Source organism: Duganella aceris (assembly GCF_011090165.1).
Classification (GTDB): Bacteria; Pseudomonadota; Gammaproteobacteria; order Burkholderiales; family Burkholderiaceae_D; genus Rugamonas; species Rugamonas aceris.
Window position 1 is genome coordinate 454632 of the sequence record NZ_JAADJT010000004.1, and the last position, 25868, is coordinate 480499.

Sequence of the window (25868 nt, forward strand, 5' to 3'; positions counted from 1 at the left end):
GACTTTCCTAAAGCGTCTTCCAATTTCATGCCGGATGGTCCGGGTTCAGTTACTGCCGCAGCGGTCGCGGCGCCCGCCACGGCGACGCCGGCCATCGTGGTCAGCGGTCTCGCCAAGCGCGTGGCCGACGCCAGCGGCGAGCTGACGATTCTGCACGAGGTGGATTTTACCGTGCAAAAGGCAGAGACGCTCGCCATTGTAGGCGCATCCGGATCGGGCAAGTCGACCTTGCTGGGTTTGCTGGCCGGCCTGGACACGCCGAGCGCCGGCACCGTCACGCTGGACGGCGTCGATATCTACGCGCTGGACGAGGATGGCCGCGCCGCGCTGCGCAAGGAAAAGCTGGGCTTCGTATTCCAGTCCTTCCAGCTGCTGGCGCATCTGACGGCGGTGGAAAACGTGATGCTGCCGCTGGAACTGAGCGGCGCCAGCCACGCGCGCGAGAAGGCCGAGGCGATGCTGGAGCGGGTCGGGCTGGCCAGCCGCCTGAAGCATTATCCGAAGTATTTGTCGGGCGGCGAGCAGCAGCGGGTGGCGCTGGCGCGCGCCTTCGTCACCGAGCCGCCGCTGCTGTTCGCCGACGAACCGACCGGCAGCCTGGACGCGGCCACCGGCGAAGCGGTCATCAAGCTGATGTTCGAACTGAACCGGCAGCACGGCTCGACCCTGGTGCTGGTCACCCACGACCAATCGATGGCGGCCCGCTGCGGCCGCACCATCACCATCGCCGCAGGGCGGCTGGTGTGATGGCGCGGCGTCTCGCCGCATTATTGCCGTTGCTGTTCGCGGCCGCCACCGCCCTCGCAGCCGCGAGCGACACCGCAACGGCTGTCGCCACTACGGCGGGGACGCCCCAGACGCCGGACCAATGGCGCCGCGCCGCGAGCGCCGACATCGAGGCGGCCTATCAGATCACGCTGGCGAATCATCCCGGCGTCCACGATCCCGCCAACCCGCAATTCGCCGCCAAGCTGGATGAGGCGCGCAAGCGCGGCCTGGCGCTGGCCGCGCGGGTGACGGAGGTCGGCGGCTATGTGGCCGCGCTCCAGTTATTCAACACGCAAATCCATGACGGCCATGCCGGCGTGGTGCCGCAACAATCGCTGCGCACGCCGTGGCGCTCGCCCGGATTCCTGACCGCATGGCGCGGCGACAGCCTGTACGTGGCCGCCTCCGAGCCCGACGGTCCACCGGTCGGCGCCCGCGTCGACGATTGCGACGGCAAGCCGCTCAAGCCGCTGATCGAGAGCAACGTCTTCGCCTTCAGCCAGCGCAGCGACGAGCTGGGCCACTGGTGGGTCTACGCGCGCGACGTATTCGTCGACAAGAACAACCCCTTCATCGCCTTGCCGGCGCAATGCCGCTTCAGCGCCGACGGCAAGTCGTTCACGCGGACGCTGGCCTGGCGCACGATCACGCCGAAAATGCAACAATGGCGCAACCAAAGCTATAACGGCGCGACGCTGCCGGTCGGCCTGACCGAGCCGCGCGCCAGGCTGTACTGGGTCGCCATGCCGAGCTTCCAGCCGGACGCAGCGCAGCGCGACGCCTACCGCGCCATGACCGCCGAAGTGGCGCAGCACCGCCAACGCTACCTGGACGCCGACGCCGTAGTGATCGACCTGCGCGACAACCAGGGCGGCTCGTCGATCTGGAGCCGCGACTTCGCCAAGGCGCTGTGGGGCCAGGCACGCTTCGAGCGTCGCGATACAGCGCGGTCGGCGGGGCAGCAGGTGTGGTGGCGGGCGTCGGAAGGCAATACCGCGCACGCGCGCTACATCGTCGGCGTATTGAAAGACGAGAAGCAGGAAGATTACGCCGCCGAAATGACCCGCATCGCCGACGGCATGCAGGCGGCACAGGCGCGCGGCGAAAAATTCTTCGTCAACCAAAGCGAAGCATCCGGGACGGCAACGGCCGCCGACCGCGCCGAGGACTTGCCGGGCGACGCACCGGCGTTCAGCAAGCCGGTATACGTCATCGTTCCAGGCCAATGCGCCAGCGCCTGCTTGGACGCGCTGGACTATTTCACCATGTTCCCCAACACCAAGCTGATCGGCGCACCGAGCGCGGCCGATTCCACCTATATGGAAATCCGCATGCAGCCTTTGGCATCGGGCCTGGCCAGCGTGATCGTGCCGAACAAAGTGTACGTGAACCGCCCGCGCAAATCCGGCCAGTTCTACACGCCGTCAATCTACGAAAACGCGCTGGTCTGGTCGCAGCCAGCATTCCTGAAAACCATCGAAGCCGACCTGGCCAAGCGCTAAAAACACAGGTGTCAGTGCCGACATTCGGACACGGACGCTGCCGTAAAGGCGCTACGGTACAGCTCGTGTCCGAATGTCGGCACTGACACCGAAGTGGGGGGCGTTAGTGGCTGTGGTGCTGGACCATGCGGTTCAGCGCGACGCGGATTGCGGGGATCAGCTCGCTGGCGGTAAGGCCGATCGGACCGGCGCCGTCGGTCACCAGTACGTCGGCGGCCATGCCGTGCAGCCACACCGCCGCCAGCGCCGCCTCCCATTGCGGCCAGCCCTGCGCCAACAGGCTGCCGCACAGGCCTGCCAGCACGTCGCCGGTGCCGGCCGTCGCCAGCGCCGGATTGCCGGTGGTGTTGACGACCGCGTCGCCGTTCGGCGCGGCGATCACCGTGCCAGACCCCTTCAACACCACGCAGGCCTGGAAGCGCGCCGCCAGACTGCGCGCGGCGCCGACCCGGTCGGCCTGCACTGCGCCGCTGCCGACGCCCAATAAGCGCGCCGCCTCCCGCGGATGGGGCGTCAACACCACGGCGGCATGACGCTTGGCCAGCGCGCTTTGCAGCCCCGGATCGGCGGCCAGCAGATTCAGCGCGTCGGCGTCGGCCAGCAGCGCGCTGTCGCAGGCGATGGCGCGGGTCAGCAACGCCGTCGCGTGGTCCGATGCGCCGAGACCGGGCCCGATCACCAGCGTCGCCCGGTTCAGATCGAAGCCGTCGGCGGCGCGGCACATCAGTTCCGGCTGGCCGGAGTCGCAAGGCAAGGGGTCTTCGGCGAACAAGGCGTAGACGCGTCCGGCGCCGCTGTTGAGCGCGGCGCGTGCGGCGAGCAGCGGTGCGCCGCTCATGCCGCGCGCGCCGCCGATGACGGCGACGTCGCCATAGCTGCCCTTGTGCGAGTTCTGCCGCCGCGCCCGCAAATGGCGCGAGAAGAATTTCACATCGTTCAGATGCAGCTGCACCGGCGCGAAATGGCTGGCGTCGATCTCCAGCCGCGCCACCTCGACCAGACCGGCGTAGTCGCGGCCGTCGCAGGTATGCAGGCCCGGCTTGTCGCCGATGAAGGTGACGGTGTGGCTGGCGTGCACCGCCACGCCATCGGCGCCCCCGGCCGCGCCGACCACCGCGCCGGTATCCGCATCCAGCCCGCTCGGCACATCCAGCGCCAGCACCTGGCAGCGCAATGCATTGATCGCCAGCACCAACTCGCGCACATCGCCGGCCAGCGGGCGCTTGAGGCCGATGCCGAACAGGCCGTCGATCACCAGATTCCACTCGGTGCTGCCGATCTCGGCGTCGGCGGCGCTGCGGAAGCGGGCGTCGCTCATGCGCGCGCGTTCCAATGCGTTGGCGCGCTCAAGCGAAGAGGCCGCTTGCGGCGCATAATAGATGATGGTGACTTGCGCGCCCGCGTGCGACAAATGCGCCGCCGCCTCCAGCGCGTCGCCGCCGTTGTCGCCGGGGCCGGCCAGCACCAGCACCTTGGCGTGCGCGGTGGCGATCGGCAGCAAATCCAGCGCGGCGTTGGCGCTGGCCTGGCCGGCGCGTTGCATCAGGGCGCCGGCGGGCAAGCTGGCGGCCGCCGCCTGTTCGATGGCGCGGATCTCGGTGACGGAATAGAGTGGATTCATGCTGCAATATTAGCATCGATATTCCGTAATGCCTCTGGGCGGTTGTCCTCCCAGACACTACAATGAGCGCTTCTACGATTAGCGAGGCTGGCATGGATTGGCAATTCTGGATAGACCGGGGCGGTACGTTCACCGACATCGTGGCGCGTCCGCCCGACGGCCGGCTGCGCACGCTCAAGCTGCTGTCCGAGAATCCCGAACAATATCCCGACGCCGCCATCGCCGGCATCCGCCAGTTGATGGGCGTACCGAAGGGCAAGCCGATTCCGGTGGCGCAGATCGGCGCCGTCAAGATGGGCACCACGGTCGCGACCAATGCGCTGCTGGAGCGCAAGGGCGAGCCGACCGCGCTGGCGATCACGCGCGGCTTCCGCGATGCGCTGCGCATCGCCTATCAGAACCGTCCGCGTCTGTTCGATCGCCACATCGTGCTGCCGGAACTGCTGTACAGCCATGTGATCGAGATCGACGAGCGCATGGACGCGCGCGGCGAGACCGTGCTGGCGATCGACCTGGCCACCGCCCGCGCCGGCCTGGCGCGCGCCTACGACATGGGCCTGCGCTCGCTGGCCATCGTCTTCATGCACGGCTACCGCTACCAGGCGCACGAGGTCAAGGTGGCCGAGATGGCGCGCGAGATGGGCTTCACGCAAGTGTCGGTCTCGCACGAGGTCAGCCCGATGATGAAGCTCGTGGCGCGCGGCGACACCACCGTGGTCGACGCCTATCTGTCGCCGATCCTGCGCCGCTACGTCGACCAGGTCGCGGCCGAGATGCCGGGCGTGAATCTGCAATTCATGCAATCGAGCGGCGGCCTGACCGACGCGCGCGCCTTCCAGGGCAAGGACAGCATCCTCAGCGGTCCGGCCGGCGGCATCGTCGGCATGGTGCGCGCCAGCAAGCTGGCCGGCTTCGACAAGGTGATCGGCTTCGACATGGGCGGCACCTCGACCGACGTGTCGCACTACTCGGGCGAGTTCGAGCGCGTGTTTGAAACCCAGGTGGCAGGGGTGCGCATGCGCGCGCCGATGATGAGCATCCACACCGTCGCTGCCGGCGGCGGTTCGATCCTGCATTTCGACGGCAGCCGCTACCGCGTCGGCCCGGACAGCGCCGGCGCCAACCCCGGTCCGGCCAGCTATCGGCGCGGCGGACCGCTGGCGGTCACCGATTGCAACGTCATGTTGGGCAAGATCCAGCCGAATCATTTCCCGCAGCTGTTCGGCGAAGCCGGGCAACAGCCGCTCGACGCGGCGGCGGTACGGGACAGCTTCGCCGAACTGGCCGGGCGCATCGCCGCCGCCACCGGCAAGCAAACCGCGCCGGAGCAGGTGGCCGAAGGCTTCATCGAAATCGCGGTGGGCAATATGGCGAACGCGATCAAGCAGATCTCGGTGCAGCGCGGCCACGACGTCACCGAATACGCGCTGACCAGCTTCGGCGGCGCCGGCGGGCAACACGCCTGCCTGGTGGCCGACGCGCTCGGCATGACGACCGTGTTCGTGCATTCGCTGGCGGGCGTGATGTCGGCCTACGGCATGGGCCTGGCCGACCAGACCGCGATGCGCGAGGCGGCGGTTGAAGCCCGCCTGGTCGCCGACTCGCAGCCGGAGCTGGAGGCGCGGCTGCACGCGCTGGGCCGGCAAGCGCGCGCCGACCTGCATCACCAGGGCGTCGACGACGCGCGCATCGCGCTGATCCGCCGCGTGCACCTGCGCTACGAGGGCACCGATTCGGCGCTGATCGTGCTGTTCGATACCAACGACAGCATGCAGGCGCAGTTCGAGGCCGCCTATCGCAAGCGCTATTCCTTCCTGATGCCGGGCAAGGCGCTGATCGTCGAGGCGGTCTCGGTCGAAGCGATCGGCAAGTCCGACGCGCCGGCCGAAACGGTCGAACCGGCCGCACGCCGCGTCTCCGGCCTGATGCCGCACGCGGTGGTGCCGATGTACTCCGGCGGCAAGTGGCGCCAGACCAATCTGTTCCAACGCTCGGCGACCCGCATCGGCGATATCGTCAAGGGCCCGGCGATCATCGCCGAAGCCAATGCCACCACCATCGTTGAAGCCGGCTGGCAGGCCGAGGTGTCGCTGCACGACCACCTGGTGCTGCGGCGCGTGGTGGCGCTGCCGGAGCGGCGCGCCATCGGCACCACCGCCGATCCGGTGATGCTGGAGATTTTCAACAACCTGTTCATGTCGATCGCCGAGCAGATGGGGCTGCGGCTGCAAAACACCGCGTACTCGGTCAACATCAAGGAACGGCTGGACTTCAGCTGCGCCATCTTCGACGCCGACGGCAACCTGATCGCCAACGCGCCGCACATGCCGGTCCACCTCGGCTCGATGGGCGAAAGCATCAAGACCGTGATGCGCGAGAACGCCGGCCAGATGCGCGACGGCGACGTGTTCATGCTCAACGACCCGTACAACGGCGGCACCCACTTGCCGGACGTGACGGTGATCTCGCCGGTGTTCGACCAGGACGGCGCCGAGATCCTGTTCTACGTCGGCTCGCGCGGCCACCACGCCGACATCGGCGGCACCACGCCGGGATCGATGCCGCCGGATTCGCGCGTGATCGAGGACGAGGGCGTGCTGATCAACAATTTCAAGCTGGTGGCCGGCGGCCAGTTGCGCGAGGCGGCGACGCGCGCCATGCTGGGCGGCGCGCGCTACCCGGCGCGCAACCCGGACCAGAACCTGGCCGACCTGCGGGCGCAGGTCGCCGCCAACCAGAAGGGCGTCGACGAGTTGCGCAAGATGGTGGCCCATTTCGGGCTGGACGTGGTGCAGGCCTACATGGGCCACGTGCAGGACAACGCGGAGGAGGCCGTGCGCCGCGTCATCAGCGCGCTGAAGGACGGCAGCTACACGCTGCAGCTGGACAACGGCGCGCAGATCGCGGTGGCGGTGCGGGTCGACACGGCGGCGCGCAGCGCCGAGATCGATTTCACCGGCACCTCGCCGCAGCTGGAGAACAACTTCAACGCGCCGTCGGCGGTGTGCATGGCGGCGGTGCTGTACGTGTTCCGCACGCTGGTCAACGACGAGATTCCGCTGAACGCCGGCTGCCTCAAGCCGCTGAAGGTGCTGATCCCGCCGGGCTCGATGCTCAATCCGCATTATCCGGCCTCGGTGGTGTCTGGCAACGTCGAGACCTCGACCTGCATCACCAACGCGCTGTACGGCGCGCTTGGCGTGATGGCGGCGGCGCAGGGGACGATGAACAACTTCACCTTCGGCAACGCGAAGTACCAGTACTACGAGACCATCAGCGGCGGCTCCGGCGCCGGACCGGGCTTCGACGGGACCAGCGTGGTGCAGACCAATATGACCAACTCGCGCCTGACCGATCCGGAAATCCTGGAATTCCGCTTCCCGGTGCGGCTGGAAAGCTACGAGATCCGCGAAGGCAGCGGCGGAGCGGGACAGTGGCGCGGCGGTGACGGCGGCGTGCGCAAGGTGCGCTTCCTGGAGCCGATGACGGCCGCCATCCTGTCCAACAACCGCATCCACGCCCCGTTCGGCATGGCCGGCGGCGCGCCTGGCGCGCTGGGCCGCAACAGCGTGCTGCGCGCCGACGGCACGGTCGAGCAACTGGGGCACATCGGCAAGACCGACATGCAGACAGGCGACGTGTTCATCATCGAAACGCCGGGCGGCGGAGGCTACGGACCGCCTTGACCGCGTTTCCGGACGATCGGTCATGAAGACCGGTCTTGCGGGCATGGCCGCGTGAGGGCGCGGTCTCTATCATTTGGTATCGGCTTCGACACGCAAGCCCACACAACTGAAAGAGACCATCATGAACCTGAACTTCCGCACCCCGCTGGTGAAAGCACTGGCAACCCTCAGCATCCTCTCCGCCTCGGCCGTGCTGGCCGGTTGCGGCTCCAGCGACGCCGCCACCATGCCCGAAACCCCGACCACGCCGACCACCGTGGTGCTGGTGCACGGCGCCTGGGCCGACGGTTCCAGCTGGTCGAAAGTGACGCCGCTGCTGCAACAGCGCGGCCTGAAAGTGATCTCGGTGCAGCTGCAACGCGCCTCGCTGGCCGAGGACGCCGCCATCGTGCGCCGCGCCATGGAGGGCGTGACCGGGCAAGTGGTGCTGGTGGGCCACTCCTACGGCGGCGCGGTCGTCACCGAAGCGGGCATCGACGCCAAGGTCGCGACCCTGGTCTACGTCGACGCCTTCACGCCGGGCGACAATGAATCGATCACCGACATCCTCAGCCCTTACCCGGCGGCGGATTGGCAGAAGACCCTGCTGCAAGACAGCAAAGGCTACCTGAGCCTGCCGCTCGACACCTACGTCAAGACCTTCGCCTCGGATCTTCCGGTCGCCGACGCCACGTTGATGTCGACCTACCAGGGGCCGATCTTCTACCACGTGCTGGACGACAAAGTCACCAACGCCGCCTGGAAGACCAAGCCGTCGTTCTTCGTCATGGGCAGCAACGACATGATCATTCCACCGCAATTCCAGCAAGGCGAAGCGGCGCGCATCAAGTCGACCAAAGTGACATCGATCCCCGGCGCCAGCCACATTTCGATGGTCTCGCATCCGACCGAGGTGGCGAACGTGATCCTGGACGCGGTCACCAGCGTGCACGGCCTATAATTCGATACCCATCGCAGCAAAATCCGATACCTGCGATTCCTCTCTTGTTCGCCCCTGGCCGTCAACGTAAAGTTTGATTTTTGACATGCCAGGGGAGCACAAGGTGCGAACATTACTGAGAATCTTGCAGACCGGCGGCTCGCCGCGCATTGCGATTCTGTCCGCCTTCGCGCTGTGCGCGTTGTACTTCGCCTCTTGGTACATCATCACCCACTATTGCAGTAGTGGCGTGATTTTCTTCTGAGTCGAAAGGATGCATACGATGCCCAACCGCCTGTTGCCGGCGCTTTGCCTTGCCTTGTTCACGTCCGGCGCCTTCGCGCAGGCCGACCAGGTGACCGCCGAAGCCGACGCGCCGACCGAAAAAATCCTGTTGGTCGGCCAGCGCCCCGGACCGGGACTATGGAAGGTGAGCAAGGACGATCACGTGCTGTGGGTGTTCGGCACCTACTCGCCGCTGCCGGAAAAAATGGAATGGCGCTCGCAGCAGGTCGAAGCCATCCTGGCGCAGTCGCAGGAATACCTTGAGCCGCCGACCGCCCACGCCAAGGTCGGCTTCTTCCTCGGCCTGACCATGCTGCCCAGCCTGATCGGTGTGAAGAAGAATCCGGACGGCGCCACCTTGCAGGACGTGCTGCCGGCCGACGTCTATGCCCGCTGGCAGCCGCTGAAGGCGAAATACCTCGGCGACGACCAAGACATCGAGCGCGAGCGCCCGATCTTCGCGGCGCAGACTTTGTTCTCTGCCGGGCTGAAGCAGGCCGGCCTGTCCAAGGGCTACGAGGTCGGCCGCAAGATCGATGGCATCGTCAAGCAGCGCAAGATCAAGGTCACCGAGACCGGCATCAAGCTGGAGATGGACGATCCGTCCAGGATGCTGAAGGAGTTCAAGAAGTCGCCGCTGGCCGACGCGGCCTGCTTCTCCAAGACGCTGGCGCGGCTGGAAAGCGACATCGACGCCATGCGCGTGCGCGCCAACGCCTGGGCCAAGGGTGACCTGGAAGCGATCCAGAAACTGAGCTACGCCGATCAGGAAAGCGAATGCGGCGACGCCATGCTCAACGCCGACTTCGTCAAGAGCCGGCCCGGCTTCCAGAACATCAAGGAGCGCGTGCTGGCCGCCTGGGTGGCGTCCGCCGAGAAGGCGATCGCCGCCAACGGCACCAGCTTCGCCATGCTGCAAATGGCCGACATCGTCGGTCCCGACAGTTATCTGAGTGCGCTGAAAGCCAAGGGCTACCAGATCGATAGCCCCGATTAAGCGACCGTCGCGATACCGTACTTGCGCTGGGTGTGGTTGTACTGCGCTTCCAGCGCCTGCAACGATGGATGGGCGGCGTCGATCTTGCGCATGCGCTCCAGCAGGAACGCGCATTGCTCGGCCAGCGGCATTTCCCAACCGAGGTCGTCGAGCTGCTTGAGGATCGCCGAGGCCGCCGCCGGCAGCAGCGACATATTCGCCGGCGCCTTGCGCAGCGCGGCGTTCAGCGTATCGACCGCCGCGCGCAAATCGCCGTGGCCGCGCTGCTCCTGGGCGTGGGCGATCAGTTCCTCGACGTGCAGCTTGATCTGCTCGCCCATGCCGGCGGCCAAGTCGTGGCGGCCGGCTTTTTCAAACACTTCCACCGCGTCGTCCATCGAGACGCCGCTGTCGGTATCGTTCATCAGGTTCAGCATCAGGTCGGACGCCTGCTGGTCCAGCTTGACGTTCAGGCAGCTCTGCACCAGCCCCAGCTTCAGCCCGGTCGACAGGCCGCGGCTGGCGCCGACCGCGTTGACGGCGGTGGTCAGCTCGGCGGCCGCGCCGGCGACGTTGCCGGTCATCTCCTGCAGCAGGCCGGCGGCGATGGCGCGGCAGGCGTCGACGTTGGCGCTGGCGCGCAAAGAGCGCTCCATGTCGCGGATCACGTTGCCGGCCTGGTTGGCGTCGCCTTTCTTGACCAGCGTCTTGACCAGCTTGACGTGGTCCTCGGGATCGCGGAACTCCGAATACTTGGCCTTTGCCACGACCTGCTTGAAGGCCTTCTCGGCCACGCTGACGTCGCCGGTCTCGTAGGCCACTTCGCCCAGATGCCGCAGCCGGCGCACCATGTGCGGCGAGATCGCCACCGCGTCCTCCAGGATCTTCTTGGCCGACTCCTGCTGGCCCAGCGCCTCGTGCGTGCGCGCCAGCAAATCGTAGGCCGCCATGTACTTGGAGTTATGGATCAACAATTCCTGCAGCGTGTCCTGCGCTTCGATGTATTTGCGCTGGCCGAACTGGCAGCGCGCCATGCCCAGGTGGGCCCAGGCGATGGGGCGGGTCATCAGGATCACCTGGTAGACCAGCTCGGCCTCGGCCAGCTCGCCCAGTTGCACCAGCAGCTCGGCGCGCAGGCGGGCGAAGTCGATGGCGTAACGCGGGTTGTTGCCTTCGCCGGCCTTGCAGTCGGCGATGGCGCGGCGCAGGCTGCCGCCTTCGATCAGGTCATAGATGGGCAGGAAAACGTCGCGCCGCTCGACCGCCTTGCGCAGGCGTTGCAGCAGCGAGTCGACGGTGAAGGGCTTGAGCACATAATCGGTCGGCGTCAGCTCGGCCGCGCCGATGACTTTGCTGTACACGCCTTCGGAGGTCAGCATGACGAAAATGGTCCACGGCAGGATCAGCTTGTGGTGGCGCAGGTCTTCCAGCAGCTGCTGACCGTCCTGGCCGTTGTTCTCGCCGCTGCCGTTGCCCAGGTCGTATTCGCACAGGATGATGTCGAACGGCTTCTTGGCCAGCTGGCGGATCGCCGTGCCGGAACTGACGGCGTATTCGACCTTGGTGATCGACGCCTGGGTCAGCATATTGTGCAGGCTGCCGCGCATCCCCGGATTGGGGTCCACGATCAGCACCGACAAGTCGCTATATTCCGCCATGTTGCACATCCCTGCTTAGTTAAGGGATAGCATACTCCAAGGCAAGTCGAAATGTGCCGAATTTGCGCGGTTTGCGGGGCAAAGCGGGGCAAAACGTTGCTTCTGTGGCAGTTTTTGGCCGTAATTGCCGCTGTATAGGCAGAGCGGTAAGGGGTATAATGCGCGCAAAGGAAATTCTGCATTACAAGTATCTCGTGCTCCATCTACCTTTAATCCGCAGCCACGCTGCATCAACCATCCTCCAAATATGTTGATCCTGCCGGGCTCCAACGCCCTGTCCGCATTCCGTAGCCAACGCCTGTTAACGCAATTGCAAGCGGTGCTGCCCGCCGTCGCCGCCGTCCAGGCGCGCTATGTCCACTTCATCGATGCCGCCGCGCCGCTGTCGTCCGACGACACCGCGCGCCTCGGCGCCATGCTGACCTACGGTGACCCGGCCCAGGCCGACAACACCGATGGCGTGGCCGAAGAATTCTTCGTCATCCCGCGCTTCGGCACGATCTCGCCGTGGGCCTCGAAGGCCACCGACATCGTCCACAACTGCGGCATGGCCGACATCAAGCGCGTCGAGCGCGGTATCGCGTTCCGCATCAACCTCAAGACCGGCATCCTCGGCAGCAGCATCGGCGCCGCCAAGAAGCTGTCGGACGAGGAAACCCAGGCCGTCGCCGCGCTGCTGCACGACCGCATGACCGAATCGGTGCTGCGCCATGCCGACGACGCAGCCGGCCTGTTCCGCGAGCTGGAAGCCAAGCCGCTGGAATCGGTCGACGTGATCGGCATGGGCAAGAACGCGCTGGAAAAAGCCAACACCGATCTCGGCCTGGCGATGTCCGACGACGAGATCGACTACCTGGACGCCGCCTTCACCAAGGCCGGTCGCAATCCGACCGACGTCGAGCTGATGATGTTCGCGCAGGCCAACTCGGAACACTGCCGCCACAAGATTTTCAACGCCGACTGGACCATCGATGGCGAGGCGCAGACCAAGTCGCTGTTCGGCATGATCAAGAACACCCACCAGTTGCAGCCGAAAGGCACCATCGTCGCCTACAGCGACAACTCGTCGATCATGGAAGGCGCGGAAGTGATGCGCTTCTTCCCGCAAGGCGACGGCCAGCAGTACGCGCCGATCACCGAGCTGACCCACACGCTGATGAAGGTCGAGACGCACAACCACCCGACGGCGATTTCGCCGTTCCCTGGCGCCTCGACCGGCGCCGGCGGCGAGATCCGCGACGAGGGCGCGACCGGCCGTGGCGCCAAGCCGAAGGCCGGCCTGACCGGTTTCACGGTATCCAACCTGATGCTGCCTGGCGCCGTGCAGGCCTGGGAAAACGATGCCGACGTGACCGCGTCGGTGGCGGACTACCGCGACAGTGGCAAAGCCTACGGCAAGCCTGACCGCATCGCCTCGGCTTTACAGATCATGATCGAAGGCCCGTTGGGCGGCGCCGCGTTCAGCAATGAATTCGGCCGTCCGGTACTGGGCGGTTACTTCCGTACCTACGAACAAAACATCGGCAAGCGCTTCGCCGGCGCGCACGACACCGTGATCGGCTACCACAAGCCGATCATGATCGCCGGCGGCATCGGCAACATCTCCGGCCAGCACACGCACAAGAACGACATCCCGGTCGGCAGCCTGCTGGTGCAGCTGGGCGGTCCCGGCATGCGCATCGGCATGGGCGGCTCGGCCGCGTCGTCGATGGCCACCGGCACCAACACCGCCGACCTGGACTTCGACTCGGTCCAGCGCGGCAATCCGGAAATGGAACGCCGCGCCCAGGAAGTGATCAACGGCTGCTGGCAGCTCGGCGCCAACAACCCGATCATCTCGATCCACGACGTCGGCGCCGGCGGTCTGTCGAACGCCTTCCCGGAAATCACCAACGACGCCAAGCGCGGCGCGATCTTCGACCTGCGCAAGATTCCGCTGGAAGAGAGCGGCATGGCGCCGAAGGAAATCTGGTCCAACGAATCGCAGGAACGCTACGTGCTGGCCATCGCGCCGGAAAGCCTGCCGATGTTCAAGGCGCTGTGCGAGCGCGAGCGCTGCCTGTTCGCCGTGGTCGGCACCGCGACCGAAGAACGCCAGCTGAAGCTGATCGATCCGGAACTCGGCAACGAGCCGGTCGACATGCCAATGGATGTCCTGCTGGGCAAGCCGCCTAAAATGCAGCGCGACGTGCATCACGTGCAAAACGATTTCCCGGCGATCGACCTGACCGGCATGGATCTGGAAGAAGCCGCCAAGCGCGTGCTGCTGTTGCCGACCGTCGGCGACAAATCGTTCCTGATCACCATCGGCGACCGCACCGTCGGCGGCATGTCGGTGCGCGACCAGATGGTCGGCCCATGGCAGGTGCCGGTGGCCGATTGCGCCGTCACCGCGATGAGCTTCGAGGGCTACCTCGGCGAAGCGATGGCGATGGGCGAGCGCACGCCGTTGGCCGTCATCAACGCCGCCGCCTCGGGCCGCATGGCCGTCGGCGAGGCGATCACCAACATTGCCCCCGCGCCGATCAAGGATATCTCCGACATCAAGCTGTCGGCCAACTGGATGGCCGCCTGCGGCCAGCCCGGCCAGGACGCGGCGCTGTTCGACACCGTCAAGGCGGTCGGCATGGAGCTGTGCCCGGCATTGGGTATCTCGATCCCGGTCGGCAAGGATTCGCTGTCGATGCGCACCACCTGGAAGGATGAGGGCGAATCGAAAGCGGTCACCTCGCCGGTATCGCTGATCGTCTCGGCATTCGCGCCGGTGCACGACGTGCGCAAATCGCTGACGCCGCAAATCAAGACCGACGCCGGCGACACCTCGATCATCCTGATCGACCTGGGCCGCGGCAAGAACCGCCTCGGCGCCTCGGCGCTGTCGCTGGTCATGGGCCAGCTGGGCAACGAAACGCCGGACGTCGACAGCGCGGAAGACCTGAAAGGCTTCTTCGCCGCGATCCAGCAACTGAACAACGACGGCAAGCTGTTGGCCTACCACGACCGTTCCGACGGCGGCCTGTACGGCACGCTGACCGAGATGGCCTTTGCCGGCCGCGCCGGTCTGTCGATCAACCTCGACATCCTGACCCTGGAAGCCGGCCACGGCGCCGACCACGGCGACGCCAAGAACTGGGCCGGCCAGATCGCCGAACGCCGCAACGAGCAAACGCTGGCCGCGCTGTTCTCGGAAGAGCTGGGCGCCGTGATCCAGGTTCGCGCCGACGAGAAATCGCTGGTCATGGACGTGCTGCGCACCTTCAACTTGGGCGCGTGCAGCCACATCATCGGCAAGCCGAACGACCGTGGCGTGATCGAGTTCACCCGCGATGCCAAGGTCATCTACGCCAAGCCGCGCGCCGAACTGCACCGCCTGTGGAGCGAGACCAGCTGGCGCATCGCCCGCCTGCGCGACAATCCGGCCTGCGCCGATGCCGAATACGACCGTATCCTGGACGAAACCGATCCAGGCATGACGCCGAAGATCAGCTTCGACCTGAGCGACAACGTCGCCGCGCCGTTCCTGGCCACCGGCGTGCGTCCGCGCGTCGCCATCCTGCGCGAGCAGGGCGTCAACTCGCATATCGAGACCGCGTATGTCATGCACCAGGCCGGCTTCACCGCCGTCGACGTGCACATGAGCGACCTGATCGCGGGCCGCGCCAAGCTGGACGACTTCCAGGGCGTGATCGCCGTCGGCGGTTTCTCGTACGGCGACGTGCTGGGCGCCGGCGAAGGCTGGGCCAAGACGATCCTGTTCAACGCGGCATTGTCGGACCAGTTCGCCCGCTTCTTCGCGCGCAGCGACAGCTTCGGCCTCGGCGTCTGCAACGGTTGCCAGATGATGAGCAATCTGAAGTCGATGATCCCGGGCGCGCACGCGTGGCCGAAGTTCACCACCAACAAGTCGGAGAAGTTCGAAGCCCGCTTCGCGATGGTGGAAGTGCTGGATTCGCCGTCGATCTTCTTCAACGGCATGGCCGGCACGCAGACCCCGATCGCCATCGCCCACGGCGAAGGCTACGCCGACTTCACGCAGACCGGCAACATCGGCGAAGCGGTCGCGGCGATGCGCTTCATCGACAATCGCGGCGCCGCCACCGAAGCCTATCCGTACAACCCGAACGGCTCGCCGCAAGGCCTGACCTCGGTGACCACGGCCGACGGCCGCTTCACGGTGATGATGCCGCACGCCGAGCGCGTGTTCCGCACGGTGCAGCAATCGTGGCATCCGGAAGCGTGGGGCGAGGATTCGCCGTGGATGCGCATGTTCCGCAATGCCCGCAAGTTCGTCGGGTAAAAAGCAGAAAGGCCGGAGACGATCCGGCCTTTTTTTTTAAAAATTCGGTGTCAGTGCCGACATTCGGACACGGGCTCAGCAACTAATGGCTGAGCTCGTGTCTGAATGTCGGCACTGACACCTTTTTTTATATTGCGGTCAGCGCTGCGAGGGTGGCGACATCGAGCCGCAGCGTGCCGGCGGCGACATTTTCACGCAGGTGCGCCACCGACGAGGTGCCAGGGATGACCAGTATGTTCGGCGAGCGCTGCAGCAGCCAGGCCAGGGCCACCTGCATCGGCGTCGCCTCCAGCGCGGCGGCAGCCTGCGTCAGCGCGTCCGATTGCAGCGGTGAGAAGCCGCCCAACGGGAAGAAGGGCACGTAGGCGATGCCCTGCGCCGCCAGCGTGTCGATCAGCGCGTCGTCGCCGCGATGCGCGAGGTTGTAGTGGTTCTGCACGCAGACGATGTCGGTGATCCGCTGCGCCTCCGCCACCTGTTGCGCATCGACGTTGCTCAGGCCGATGTGGCGGATCAATCCTTCCTCCTTCAAGCGCAGCATCGTCGCCAGCGATTCGGCGATCGACGAGCCGTCGGGGCCTTCCAGGCCTGGTGCGCGCAGATTGACCACGTCCAAGTGATCCAGACCCAGGTTGCGCAGGTTGTCATGGACCGCGTCGCGCAGTTGCTGCGGCGAGGCCGCCGGTTGCCACGAGGCGTCGGCGCCGCGCAGGAAGCCGATCTTCGTGACGATGGTCAGATCGTCGCGGTACGGGTGCAACGCCTCGCGGATGATTTGATTGGTCACGTGCGGGCCGTAGAAATCCGAGGTGTCGATGTGATTGATGCCGAGCTCGATGGCCTCGCGCAGCACGGCGACCGCTGCCGCGCGATCCTTCGGCGGACCCCAGACGTGCGGGCCGGCCAGCTGCATCGCGCCGTAGCCGATGCGGTTGAAGGCGATGGCGCTGTTTGCGGGTGTGAATGGGGTACTCATGAAAACTCCTGAATTGGGTGGGTGACGTGAACATCATAGCGTCGTAGATAGTGTGTGATAATCCGGTTAATGCCACACAGGCTGTACCGGATTCCGCACAATGAACGAACCGCATTCCCTGTCCGACCTGTCGACCTTCGCTCTGGTGGTCGAACATCGCGGCTTTCGCCAGGCGGCGCGTGCCAGCGGGCAATCCGCGTCGGCGTTGAGCGAGTCGCTGCGAAGGCTGGAGAACCAGCTCGGCATCCGCCTCCTGCTGCGCACCACCCGCAGCGTGACGCCGACCGAGGCAGGGGCCTTGCTGCTGAGCCGGCTGCGGCCGGCCCTGAACGAAGTCGCCAGCGCGCTGGACATCCTGAACGACCTGCGCGCCAGCCCGCGCGGCACGCTGCGGCTGAATGTTCCGGTCGGCGCGGCGCTGTTTTTCCTGCAGCCGTTGATCGATCGCTTCATGCACGCGTACCCTGAGATCTTGCTGGACATCGTGGTCGACAACAACTTCGTCGACGTTGTCGCCAGCGGTTGCGACGCCGGCATTCGCTACGGCGAGCGGTTGGAGCAGGACATGATCGCGGTGCCCATCGGCCCGCGCACGCAGCGCTTCGCGGTGGCCGCCGCGCCGTCGTATCTGGCGCGGCGTGGCGTGCCGCAGCATCCGCGTGACCTGCTGGATCACGCCTGCCTGCGCGGCAAGTTTCTCAGCGGTGCGATGCCGCAGTGGGAATTCGAGCGTGATGGGCAGACCTTAAGCGTCGAACCTAACGGCCCGTTGATTGTGACGCCCACGGTATTCGATCTGGCGGTCAGCGCGGCGGTGGCGGGGCACGGCGTGATTTATCTGTTTGAAGAATGGCTTGAACCATATATCACCGCCGGCCGATTGCAGCCGATATTGCAGGATTGGTGGATGGATTTTCCAGGGCCGTATCTTTATTATTCTGGCCGACGCCATCTGCCGGCGCCGCTGCGCGCATTCGTGGATTTTATTCAGGCGCCTTGAAATGTTTATTCGCCTCACGGAAGGTCAACGGCGATAAACGGTGTTTCTGTTCAAGTGTAAATGTCCGCACCGTCTGCGCATCGTGGCGCGCGAAATCCCGCAAAGCCCAGCCGATGGCCTTTTGAATAAAGAATTCCTTCTCGTGCGCCAAGGCCAGCGAATATTCAAATAAACGATTTACATCGACATGCTCGCGCCAGCCCAATTGATGCAATACCGCGACGCGACGCATCCACATATTCTCGTGCTTCAGGGCGGCGTCCATATGCTCGTGGCCGTATCTTAAAACGTCGCCGACCGTTGAGGCCAGCGCGTCAACGGTATCCCACCACGATTTCTCTCGGCAAAACTGCAGCAGCCGGGGAATGTCGTCGATCTTGAATTCTTTCCAGTGCATCGCCAGCAGATCCAGCGCCACGTATTGATATTCGCGCTGCGGCAAGGCCCATAGCTGCCACGCTTGCGCGAGCAGAACGTCCGCGCCGCTGCCGGCCAGCGCCTTCAGCAGCGGCTTGGCGGCCGTCCTGCGCTGCGGTGTGCCGATACCGAGATAATCGAACTGGTCGCGCATGTAGGCGCGCATCGCGGGCGCGCGGGAGGGATCGATGAACGGGGCGAGGGCGCTATCAAGCTGAGGGAGGAAATCGGAACTCATAGGCAAATTATGCCAGTCATTGCTTGCTTGACGCACGACCAATTGCATTGTAAATTACCAAGTAGTTATATAAGGAGCGCATCGATGCGGGAACACCAACTCAACCGGGCCTTCGCGGCGCTGGCCGATCCCACCCGGCGCGCCATCATCGCGCGCCTGGCGGCGGGCGAGGCCACCGTGATGGAATTGGCCGAGCCCTTCGCCATGACCCAGCCTGCGATCTCCAAGCACCTGAAGGTGCTGGAGGGCGCCGGATTAATCTCGCGCGGCCGGGTCGCGCAAACCCGTCCCTGCCGCCTGCAGCCGGGGCAGTTGAAAGAGGTCGCGCAGTGGATCACCGCGTATCGCACTCTCTGGGAACACAGTTTCGATCGTTTGGATGATTTTTTAAAGGACTGAAAATGGACGCCGAATTTATGATCACCCGACAGTTTAAACAGCCGCTGGAAAAAGTATGGCGAGCGTGGAGTCAGGCCGAACAAATCGGCAAATGGTGGGGGCCGAAAGGATGCAAGGTGGACGTGCGCCGGTTTGAATTCCAGCCGGGCGGATTCTTCCATTACGCCATGAATTTCGAAGGCGCGCCTGCGATGTGGGGACGATTTAATTATCGCGAAATAACGCCCCAGAAAAGTATTGCGTGGCTTAATTCCTTTTCGAATGAACGCTGCGGTATCGCGCGCGCACCGTTCAGCGATATCTGCCCGATGGAGATATTAAACACGGCCACATTCAGCGAGCAGGACGGTATTACCACCATCTCGCTGAAAGCGGCGCCGTTCGGCGAACTGGATGCCGAGCGCCAGTATTTCATCGACCTGAAGCCGTCGATGGAGCAAGGCTACGGCGGCACCTTCGACCAACTGGCCGACTGGCTGCAGGCGTAAAAAAAGCGCTCCGGGGAGCGCTTTTTCAATGAAAAGCCGGATTATTGAATCTTGGCTTTTTTCAGCAGTTCTTCGCGGTAAGCGGCGATCTTGCGCTGTTGCAGGGCTTCAGCGACCTGGCCTTTGACTTCGTCCAGCGCCGGCAGCTTGGTCGCGCGCGACTCTTCCAGCTTGATCACGTGGTAGCCGAACTCGGTCTTGACCGGGGTCTGGGTGATTTCGCCGTTTTTCAGGGCAACCATCGCATCGGCGAAAGGCTTGACCAGCTTGCCTGGAGCCATCCAGCCCAGATCGCCGCCGTTGTTGGCCGAACCGTCTTTCGACACCTTGGCCAGTTCTTCGAACTTGCCGCCGGCTTTCAGCTTGGCGATGATGTCCTTGGCTTCCTGTTCGGTGGCCACCAGGATGTGACGCGAATGATATTCCTTGTCGCCTGCGGCGGCTTTGTACTTGTCGTACTCGGCCTGGATCTCGGCATCCTTGACCGGGTTTTTCTTCACGTAGTCAGCCAGCATCGCGTTGATGATGATGCTTTGACGCGCGTTTTCCAGCGCGGCCTTGACCTCGGCCTTGTTGCCGAAACCTTGTTTGTCCGCTTCCTGCAGCAGCACTTCGCGGCCGATCAGCTCTTTTTTGACCATTTCACGCAGTTGCGGGCTGTCAGGTTGCTGACCTTGGGCGACGACTTGCTTGACCATTTGATCAACGCGGGCGGCGGGGATAGCCTTGCCATTGACGGTCGCGACGTTTTGCGCAAAAACTGGAGCTGCTACGACAGCGATCAGTGCTAACAACAGGCGGGCTGGTTTCAACATCATTATTAAATCCTATAAAAAAACAAGAAATCGCACTCGGCGGTGCATAGTACCAACGCTTACGTAAAAACGGCGCCCCGCAGGGCGCCGCCTATCATTACATTACTGCACTTTTGCTTTCTTGACCAGTTCTTCTTGGTAAGCTTGCAGTTTCTTCTGGACCAGCGCTTCCGACACTTGCGGCTTCACTTCTTCCAGGGTTGGCAGCTTGGCGGCACGGATGTCGTCCACTTTGATCACGTGGAAGCCGTTCGGGGTTTGCACCGGCTTCTCGGTGACCTGGCCTTTGCCCAGCGCCACGAAGGCGGCCGAGAACACAGGTGGGAACGACGAAGGCGAGGCCCAATCCAGATCGCCGCCGTTGGCAGCCGAACCGGTGTCTTTCGACGCTTTGGCCAGGTCTTCGAACTTGGCGCCGGCCTTGATCTTGGCGATCACGTCGTTCGCTTCAGCTTCGGTGCCCAGCAGGATGTGGCGCACGTGGTATTCCTTGTCGCCGGCCTGCTTGGAGAAGCGATCGTATTCCGCCTTGATGTCGGCGTCCGATACCGGGTTTTTCTTGACGTATTCGCCGACCATGGCATTGATGATGATGGCTTGGCGGGCGTTTTCGATTGCTGCCTTGACGGTCGCATCTTTACCGAAACCCTGCTTTTCCGCTTCCTGCATCATGACTTCGCGGCCGATCAGGTCTTTCTTGATCAGTTCACGCAGCTGAGGGGAATCCGGTTGCTGGCCCTGAGCAACGACTTGCTTGACGACGGCTTCAACGCGCGAGGTCGGGATGGCCTTGCCATTAACAACGGCAACGTTTTGAGCAAAAGCTGGAACAGCGGCAACGGCGAGAAGTGCAATCAGCAACTTGGCTGGCTTGAAAGTCATTATTAATTCCTGTAAGGGGAAAGTTTTAGCGAAATGGCCTGGCGTGGGAGTGTGATCTGCTATCTGTTCTTGTGTTCAATTATTTTGAAACCGATAGGGACCGCTCCCTTACCAAGCGCTACATCATACTTCGGACGGAGCCAATGCGGTAATGGCCAATGCATGAATTTCTTTATGCATCATATCGTGCACGGAATCATACACGAGTCGATGTCTTGTGACGAGTTTGAGGCCTTCGAATTGTAACGAAACAATTCGAACGTTGTAATGCCCGCCGCCGGAGGCCGCGCCGGCATGGCCGGCGTGCATGGCGGAGTCGTCTTCCAGCACCAGCTCGACCGGCGTCAGCGCCGCCTCGAAGCGGGCGCGCATGCGCTCCATGCGACTATCTTGAATCTGGCTCATGCCTGGTCCTTCATGTGGCGCGACAAATAAATCGTCTGGCCGACGATAAACACGAACATCAGCGACGTCGAACCGAAGGCTTTAAAACTGACCCAGGCGCTGGTATCGCCTTTAAACAGCACGAAGGCGATATACCAATTCAGGAAGCCCATTGCGATAAAGAAACAGATCCAGGCGGTATTCAACCGGGCCCAGATCAAGGCAGGCAACTGGACGATTTCGCCCATCGATTTCTGCATCAGATTCTTTTTAAACACACGGTCGCTGATCAGCAGGCCGGCGGCGAACAGCCAATACACGATGCTCAGTTTCCATTTAATGAAATCCTCGTCGTGCAGGTAAATGGTGAGCCCGCCGAACACCACGAACATCGCCAGCGAAAACCACAGCATGCCGTCGACCTTGTGCTTGCGCAGCTTGAGGATGGCGATCTGCGCCATCGTGGCCAGGATGCCGACCAGGGTCGCGATGACGATCGGCGCCTGGTCCGGCGTCACCGTTCCGCCCGATATCATGCCGCTCAAGTAAGTGTTGATGAAGTGCTGCGCCGCGTCGGCATTCCAGCCCGACAGTTTGTAGGCGGCAAAAAACAGCAACAGCGGGATCATATCGAACAGAAATTTCATGATGTCTTATTAGTCTTGTGGATCGAAGCGCAAGGACGCGGAATTGATGCAATAACGCAGGCCGGTCGGCGGCGGACCGTCCGGGAAAACGTGACCCAAGTGCGCGTCGCAGACCGCGCAAATGATTTCGGTGCGCAGCATACCATGGGAACGGTCGACAATTTCGGTCACATTGGCCGGATCGATCGCTTCGAAATAGCTGGGCCAGCCGCAGCCGGAATCGAATTTGGTGTCGGAACGGAACAGCGGCGTGTCGCAGCAGACGCAGGTGTAGACGCCATGCTCGTGATGATCCCAGAACTTGCCGGTGAAAGCGCGTTCGGTGGCGGCGTGGCGCGTGACTTCATATTCCATAGGGTCCAGCTGGGCGCGCCATTCGGCGTCGGATTTGATGACTTTATCGTTCATGACTTATTACTCGCTTAAGAAGAACAGCTGACTTCGAGATGACTTGCCCAGTCGGGCGGCAAGGCGGCGTAATGTTCGTGCTCGGGCTGTTCGTCGTATGGGCGCTGCAACACAGTCAGCAGGCGCGCCACTTCCGTAAAGTCCTTATTTTGCGCCTTTTCGATCGCCACTTGGGCTAGATAATTGCGCAGCACGTATTTGGGGTTCGTTTGATTCATCGCAAGCCGGCGCGTGGCGTCGTCGCTGTTTTCCGCGCGCAGGCGGGCGCGGTACTGCTCGGCCCAGGCGTCGAAGGCCGGGCGATCGAGGAACAGGTCGCGCAGCGGTTCGTCGCCGCCGGCGTCGGCCGCGCGCATGCCGCTCAGACGGCGGAAGAACAGCGTGAAATCGACGCTGTTCGCCTGCATCAGCGCAAACATGGCGTCGAACAGCGCGCGGTCGGCGTCCAGATGCTGGTCCAGCAGCGACAGGCCCAGCTTGGCGTGCAGCAGTTCATCCATCCTGGCGGCGAACTCGGGCTGGTAGACGGCCAGCGCCGCCTCGGTCGCCTCGACCTCGCCGATCAACGGCAGCAGCGCCTGGCCCAGCGCGTAACAGTTCCAATGACCGACCTGCGGCTGGTTGGCGTAGGAATAGCGGCCCTGCTGGTCGGTGTGGTTGCAGATATGCTGGGCGTCGAAGGCTTCCATGAAGCCGAACGGGCCGTAATCCAGGGTCAGGCCGAGGATGGACATATTGTCGGTGTTCATCACGCCGTGCATGAAGCCGACCGCCTGCCAGTGCGCGATCATGTGCGCGGTACGGCGCGTGACTTCGGCCAGCAGCGCCTGGTAGGGATTGTCGGCGCCGAGCAGCTCCGGGTAAAAGCGCTCGATGACGTAGTCGGCCAGGATCTTCAGCTCATCGTTCTTGTTGCGGTAAAACCAGTGCTCGAACGAGCCGAAGCGCACGAAGCTCTGCGCCATGCGCACCACCACGGCCGAGGTCTCGACCGTCTCGCGCATCACGCCCTGGTCGGAACCGGCCACCGACAAGGCGCGCGAGGTCGGCACGCCCAGCGCATGCATCGCCTCGGAGCAGAGGAATTCCCGGATCGACGAGCGCAGCACGGCGCGGCCGTCGCCCATGCGCGAGTAGGGCGTCAGGCCGGCGCCTTTCCATTGCAGCTCCATCGGCCCCTGCGTGGTGGCGACGTCGCCGAACAGCATGGCGCGGCCGTCGCCCAGCTGGCCGGCCCAGACGCCGAACTGGTGGCCGGAATACACGGCCGCCAGCGGCAGCGCGCGGTCCGGCGCGACATTGCCGATCAGGACATCGAGGCTGTCGGCCAATTGTTGCGGCGTCAGTCCGACCAGTTCGGCGGCCGGCGCGCTGACCGCGACCAGATAGGGGGCCGGCAGCGGCGTCGGCATCAGCCGGGTATAGAAGGCGGGCGGCAGGGACGCGAACGAATTGTCCAGCGGCAGTTTGGCGGCAGTGATGATAGTTCCCGTGATGAGTCGGCGTAAGCGGTGAATTTTACCGCAGGCGGCGCATGCGGCGTTGCAGCATCGAAAACCGTTGACGTGTATCGTGCGCGCGTTTCAAACTCGTTCCATAAAATCAATCTTTCCGGAGACCGCCATGTACCCCCAAAGTCCGCTGATGGGCCAGATGATGAACCAGCCGCTGCTGATTTCCGGCATCCTCGAATTCGCGGCCCGGCATTACGCCAACAGCGAGATCGTTTCGCAGCGGGTGGAAGGGGATCTGCACCGCTACACCTTCCGCGATTGCCACCGGCGCGCCAGGCAGCTCGCCAACGCGCTGGAGGCGCTGGGCGTGCGCATGGGCGACCGGGTCGGCACGCTGGCCTGGAACGGCTACCGCCATCTGGAAGCGTATTACGGCGTCTCCGGCTCCGGCGCGGTGCTGCACACCATCAATCCGCGGCTGCATCCGGAGCAGCTGGCCTACGTCTGCAATCACGCCGAAAACCAGTACCTGCTGTTCGATTTCTGCTTCCTGCCGATCGTGGAAGCGATCGCGGCGCACTGCAAGACCATCAAGGGCTACATCCTGCTGGGAGACGCCGACCGCATGCCGGCCGACAGCAAGATCCCCAATCTGCTGTGCTATGAAGACCTGCTCGCGGCGCAGACCGACGAGTACGCATGGCCGCGTTTCGACGAGAATTCGGCCTCGACGCTGTGCTACACCTCGGGCACCACTGGCAATCCGAAAGGCGTGCTGTACTCGCACCGCTCGACGGTGCTGCACGCCTACGCCTCGGCGCTGCCGAACGTGCTCAACGTCTCCTCGCGGGACACGGTGATGCCGGTGGTGCCCATGTTCCACGTCAACGCCTGGGGCTTGCCGTACTCGGTGCCGCTATCCGGCGCCAAGATGGTGTTTCCCGGCCCGGCGCTGGACGGCAAGTCGGTCTACGAATTGATGGAGGCGGAAAAAGTCACCTTCTCGGCCGGCGTGCCGACGGTGTGGCTGGGCCTGATCAATTACGCGCTGCAAAACAATCTGAAATTCTCGACCTTCCGCCGCACGGTGATCGGTGGCTCGGCCTGCCCGCCGGCGATGATGAACACGCTGATCGACGAATTCGGCGTCGAGGTAATCCACGGCTGGGGCATGACCGAGATGTCGCCGCTTGGCACCACCGGCGGCCTGCTGACCAAGCACATGGAACTGCCCAAGGCCGAGCAGCGCAAGATCCTGCAAAAGCAGGGACACGCCATTTACGGCGTCGATATGAAGATCGTCGACGACGATGGCACCGAATTGCCCTGGGATGGCGTCGCTTACGGGAATTTGCTGGTCCAGGGCCCATGGATCGCGGCGCGCTATTTCAAGGACGAGGGCGGCGATGTGCTGCAGGACGGCTGGTTCCCCACCGGCGACGTCGCCACCATCGACCCGGACGGCTTCATGCAGATCACCGATCGCAGCAAGGATGTCATCAAGTCCGGCGGCGAATGGATAGGTACCATCGACCTGGAGAACATCGCCATGTCGCATCCGGCGGTGATGCAGGCGGCCTGCATCGGCGTATTCCACCCGAAATGGGATGAGCGGCCCTTGCTGGTGGTGGTGCGCCGTCCCGGGCAGGACGTCAGCCGCGAAGCGCTGCTGGCGCACTTCGACGGCAAGGTCGCGAAATGGTGGCTGCCGGACGACGTGGTGTTCGCCGACGCCTTGCCGGTCGGCGGCACCGGCAAGATCCAGAAAAACAAGTTGCGCGAACAATACAAAGAACACCGCCTGCCCACCGCGTGAAGCGGCCGCCAGTGGGGCGATGGGTTTTTTTAATCGAAAATCCGGGTCATTCAGCAATAAACTATTTGACCTGTGGCAACATTCAGCTTACATTATTGCCTCTGAGCACTTAGCCACCCCGGCTTACCCAGGCGCGCAATCCCGGCCAGCGATGGCCGCGGCGATACAGTACCTCATATCCGACACGCCCCCGGTCAATCGCGGACCCAGATCCGCACCGAAAAAGAGATTT

Annotated in this window: 20 protein-coding genes; 10 read left to right on the forward strand and 10 right to left on the reverse strand. The window is 63.9% G+C overall.

Going from position 1 to position 25868, the window contains the following annotated elements; genetic code table 11:
- Positions 1-27 precede the first annotated feature (27 nt).
- Positions 28-747, forward strand: coding sequence for an ABC transporter ATP-binding protein (locus GW587_RS11565; protein ID WP_166102596.1), 720 nt, complete (start codon positions 28-30; stop codon positions 745-747).
- Complete coding sequence (locus tag GW587_RS11570; protein ID WP_166102599.1) at positions 747-2270, forward strand: S41 family peptidase; 1524 nt, start codon at positions 747-749, stop codon at positions 2268-2270. The genes GW587_RS11565 and GW587_RS11570 overlap by 1 nt, the downstream gene beginning before the upstream one ends.
- Before the next feature lie 103 nt (positions 2271-2373).
- Here GW587_RS11570 and GW587_RS11575 read toward each other — a convergent pair whose 3' ends face one another.
- Entirely contained in the window at positions 2374-3891 is a 1518-nt protein-coding gene (locus tag GW587_RS11575) for an NAD(P)H-hydrate dehydratase (protein WP_166102601.1), read from the reverse strand.
- A gap of 92 nt (positions 3892-3983) precedes the next feature.
- Between GW587_RS11575 and GW587_RS11580 the strand changes: the two genes are divergently transcribed.
- From GW587_RS11580 to GW587_RS11590, 3 genes are all read left to right on the forward strand, one after another.
- Positions 3984-7577 (forward strand): hydantoinase B/oxoprolinase family protein, encoded by a 3594-nt coding sequence (locus tag GW587_RS11580; protein ID WP_166102603.1) that lies wholly within the window; start codon positions 3984-3986, stop codon positions 7575-7577.
- A gap of 121 nt (positions 7578-7698) precedes the next feature.
- Complete coding sequence (locus GW587_RS11585; RefSeq protein ID WP_166102605.1) at positions 7699-8517, forward strand: alpha/beta fold hydrolase; 819 nt, start codon at positions 7699-7701, stop codon at positions 8515-8517.
- 262 nt (positions 8518-8779) lie between these two features.
- Positions 8780-9778 carry a TraB/GumN family protein gene (locus tag GW587_RS11590; RefSeq protein ID WP_166102608.1) on the forward strand — a complete coding sequence of 333 codons (999 nt, stop codon included), beginning with the start codon at positions 8780-8782 and terminating at the stop codon, positions 9776-9778.
- Here the strand turns inward: GW587_RS11590 and GW587_RS11595 are convergent.
- Positions 9775-11415 (reverse strand): response regulator, encoded by a 1641-nt coding sequence (locus tag GW587_RS11595; protein ID WP_166102611.1) that lies wholly within the window; start codon positions 11413-11415, stop codon positions 9775-9777. The genes GW587_RS11590 and GW587_RS11595 overlap by 4 nt on opposite strands.
- 247 nt (positions 11416-11662) lie before the next feature.
- Here GW587_RS11595 and purL point away from each other — a divergent pair, with 247 nt between their 5' ends.
- Positions 11663-15712: a phosphoribosylformylglycinamidine synthase gene (gene purL, locus GW587_RS11600; RefSeq protein ID WP_166102613.1), complete on the forward strand. Its 4050-nt coding sequence runs from the start codon at positions 11663-11665 to the stop codon at positions 15710-15712.
- 127 nt (positions 15713-15839) lie between these two features.
- Here purL and GW587_RS11605 read toward each other — a convergent pair whose 3' ends face one another.
- Entirely contained in the window at positions 15840-16688 is an 849-nt protein-coding gene (locus GW587_RS11605) for an oxidoreductase (RefSeq protein WP_166102616.1), read from the reverse strand.
- Positions 16689-16788: 100 nt separating this feature from the next.
- Between GW587_RS11605 and GW587_RS11610 the strand changes: the two genes are divergently transcribed.
- Complete coding sequence (locus GW587_RS11610; protein ID WP_166102619.1) at positions 16789-17688, forward strand: LysR family transcriptional regulator; 900 nt, start codon at positions 16789-16791, stop codon at positions 17686-17688.
- On the opposite strand, the gene GW587_RS11615 is transcribed toward GW587_RS11610, so the two are convergent.
- Positions 17672-18391: a DNA alkylation repair protein gene (locus GW587_RS11615; protein WP_229259395.1), complete on the reverse strand. Its 720-nt coding sequence runs from the start codon at positions 18389-18391 to the stop codon at positions 17672-17674. The two genes, GW587_RS11610 and GW587_RS11615, sit on opposite strands and share 17 nt — an antisense overlap.
- A gap of 36 nt (positions 18392-18427) precedes the next feature.
- Here GW587_RS11615 and GW587_RS11620 point away from each other — a divergent pair, with 36 nt between their 5' ends.
- Together GW587_RS11620 and GW587_RS11625 are read left to right on the forward strand one after the other, a co-directional pair.
- Positions 18428-18742, forward strand: coding sequence for an ArsR/SmtB family transcription factor (locus tag GW587_RS11620; RefSeq protein WP_166102621.1), 315 nt, complete (start codon positions 18428-18430; stop codon positions 18740-18742).
- Positions 18743-18744: 2 nt separating this feature from the next.
- Positions 18745-19230: an SRPBCC family protein gene (locus GW587_RS11625; protein WP_166102624.1), complete on the forward strand. Its 486-nt coding sequence runs from the start codon at positions 18745-18747 to the stop codon at positions 19228-19230.
- Positions 19231-19271: 41 nt separating this feature from the next.
- On the opposite strand, the gene GW587_RS11630 is transcribed toward GW587_RS11625, so the two are convergent.
- The 6 genes from GW587_RS11630 to GW587_RS11655 form a co-directional block, all read right to left on the reverse strand.
- On the reverse strand, positions 19272-20048 hold the full coding sequence (locus tag GW587_RS11630; protein ID WP_166102626.1) for a peptidylprolyl isomerase: 777 nt from the start codon (positions 20046-20048) through the stop codon (positions 19272-19274).
- Between the two features lie 99 nt (positions 20049-20147).
- Positions 20148-20927: a peptidylprolyl isomerase gene (locus GW587_RS11635; protein WP_166102629.1), complete on the reverse strand. Its 780-nt coding sequence runs from the start codon at positions 20925-20927 to the stop codon at positions 20148-20150.
- 123 nt (positions 20928-21050) lie between these two features.
- Positions 21051-21332 carry a BolA family protein gene (locus GW587_RS11640; protein WP_166102632.1) on the reverse strand — a complete coding sequence of 94 codons (282 nt, stop codon included), beginning with the start codon at positions 21330-21332 and terminating at the stop codon, positions 21051-21053.
- The gene (locus GW587_RS11645; RefSeq protein ID WP_166102634.1) at positions 21329-21958 is read right to left on the reverse strand and encodes a septation protein A; all 630 of its coding nucleotides are present in this window, start codon (positions 21956-21958) and stop codon (positions 21329-21331) included. Before GW587_RS11645 ends, GW587_RS11640 begins: the two co-directional genes overlap by 4 nt.
- Positions 21959-21967: 9 nt before the next feature.
- Positions 21968-22366: a peptide-methionine (R)-S-oxide reductase MsrB gene (gene msrB / locus GW587_RS11650; RefSeq protein WP_166102637.1), complete on the reverse strand. Its 399-nt coding sequence runs from the start codon at positions 22364-22366 to the stop codon at positions 21968-21970.
- 14 nt (positions 22367-22380) lie between these two features.
- Positions 22381-23862 (reverse strand): protein adenylyltransferase SelO, encoded by a 1482-nt coding sequence (locus tag GW587_RS11655; protein ID WP_443090658.1) that lies wholly within the window; start codon positions 23860-23862, stop codon positions 22381-22383.
- A gap of 127 nt (positions 23863-23989) precedes the next feature.
- On the opposite strand from GW587_RS11655, the gene GW587_RS11660 reads away from it, so the two are divergent.
- Positions 23990-25636, forward strand: coding sequence for a 3-(methylthio)propionyl-CoA ligase (locus GW587_RS11660; RefSeq protein WP_166102639.1), 1647 nt, complete (start codon positions 23990-23992; stop codon positions 25634-25636).
- The last annotated feature ends 232 nt before the right edge of the window (positions 25637-25868 follow it).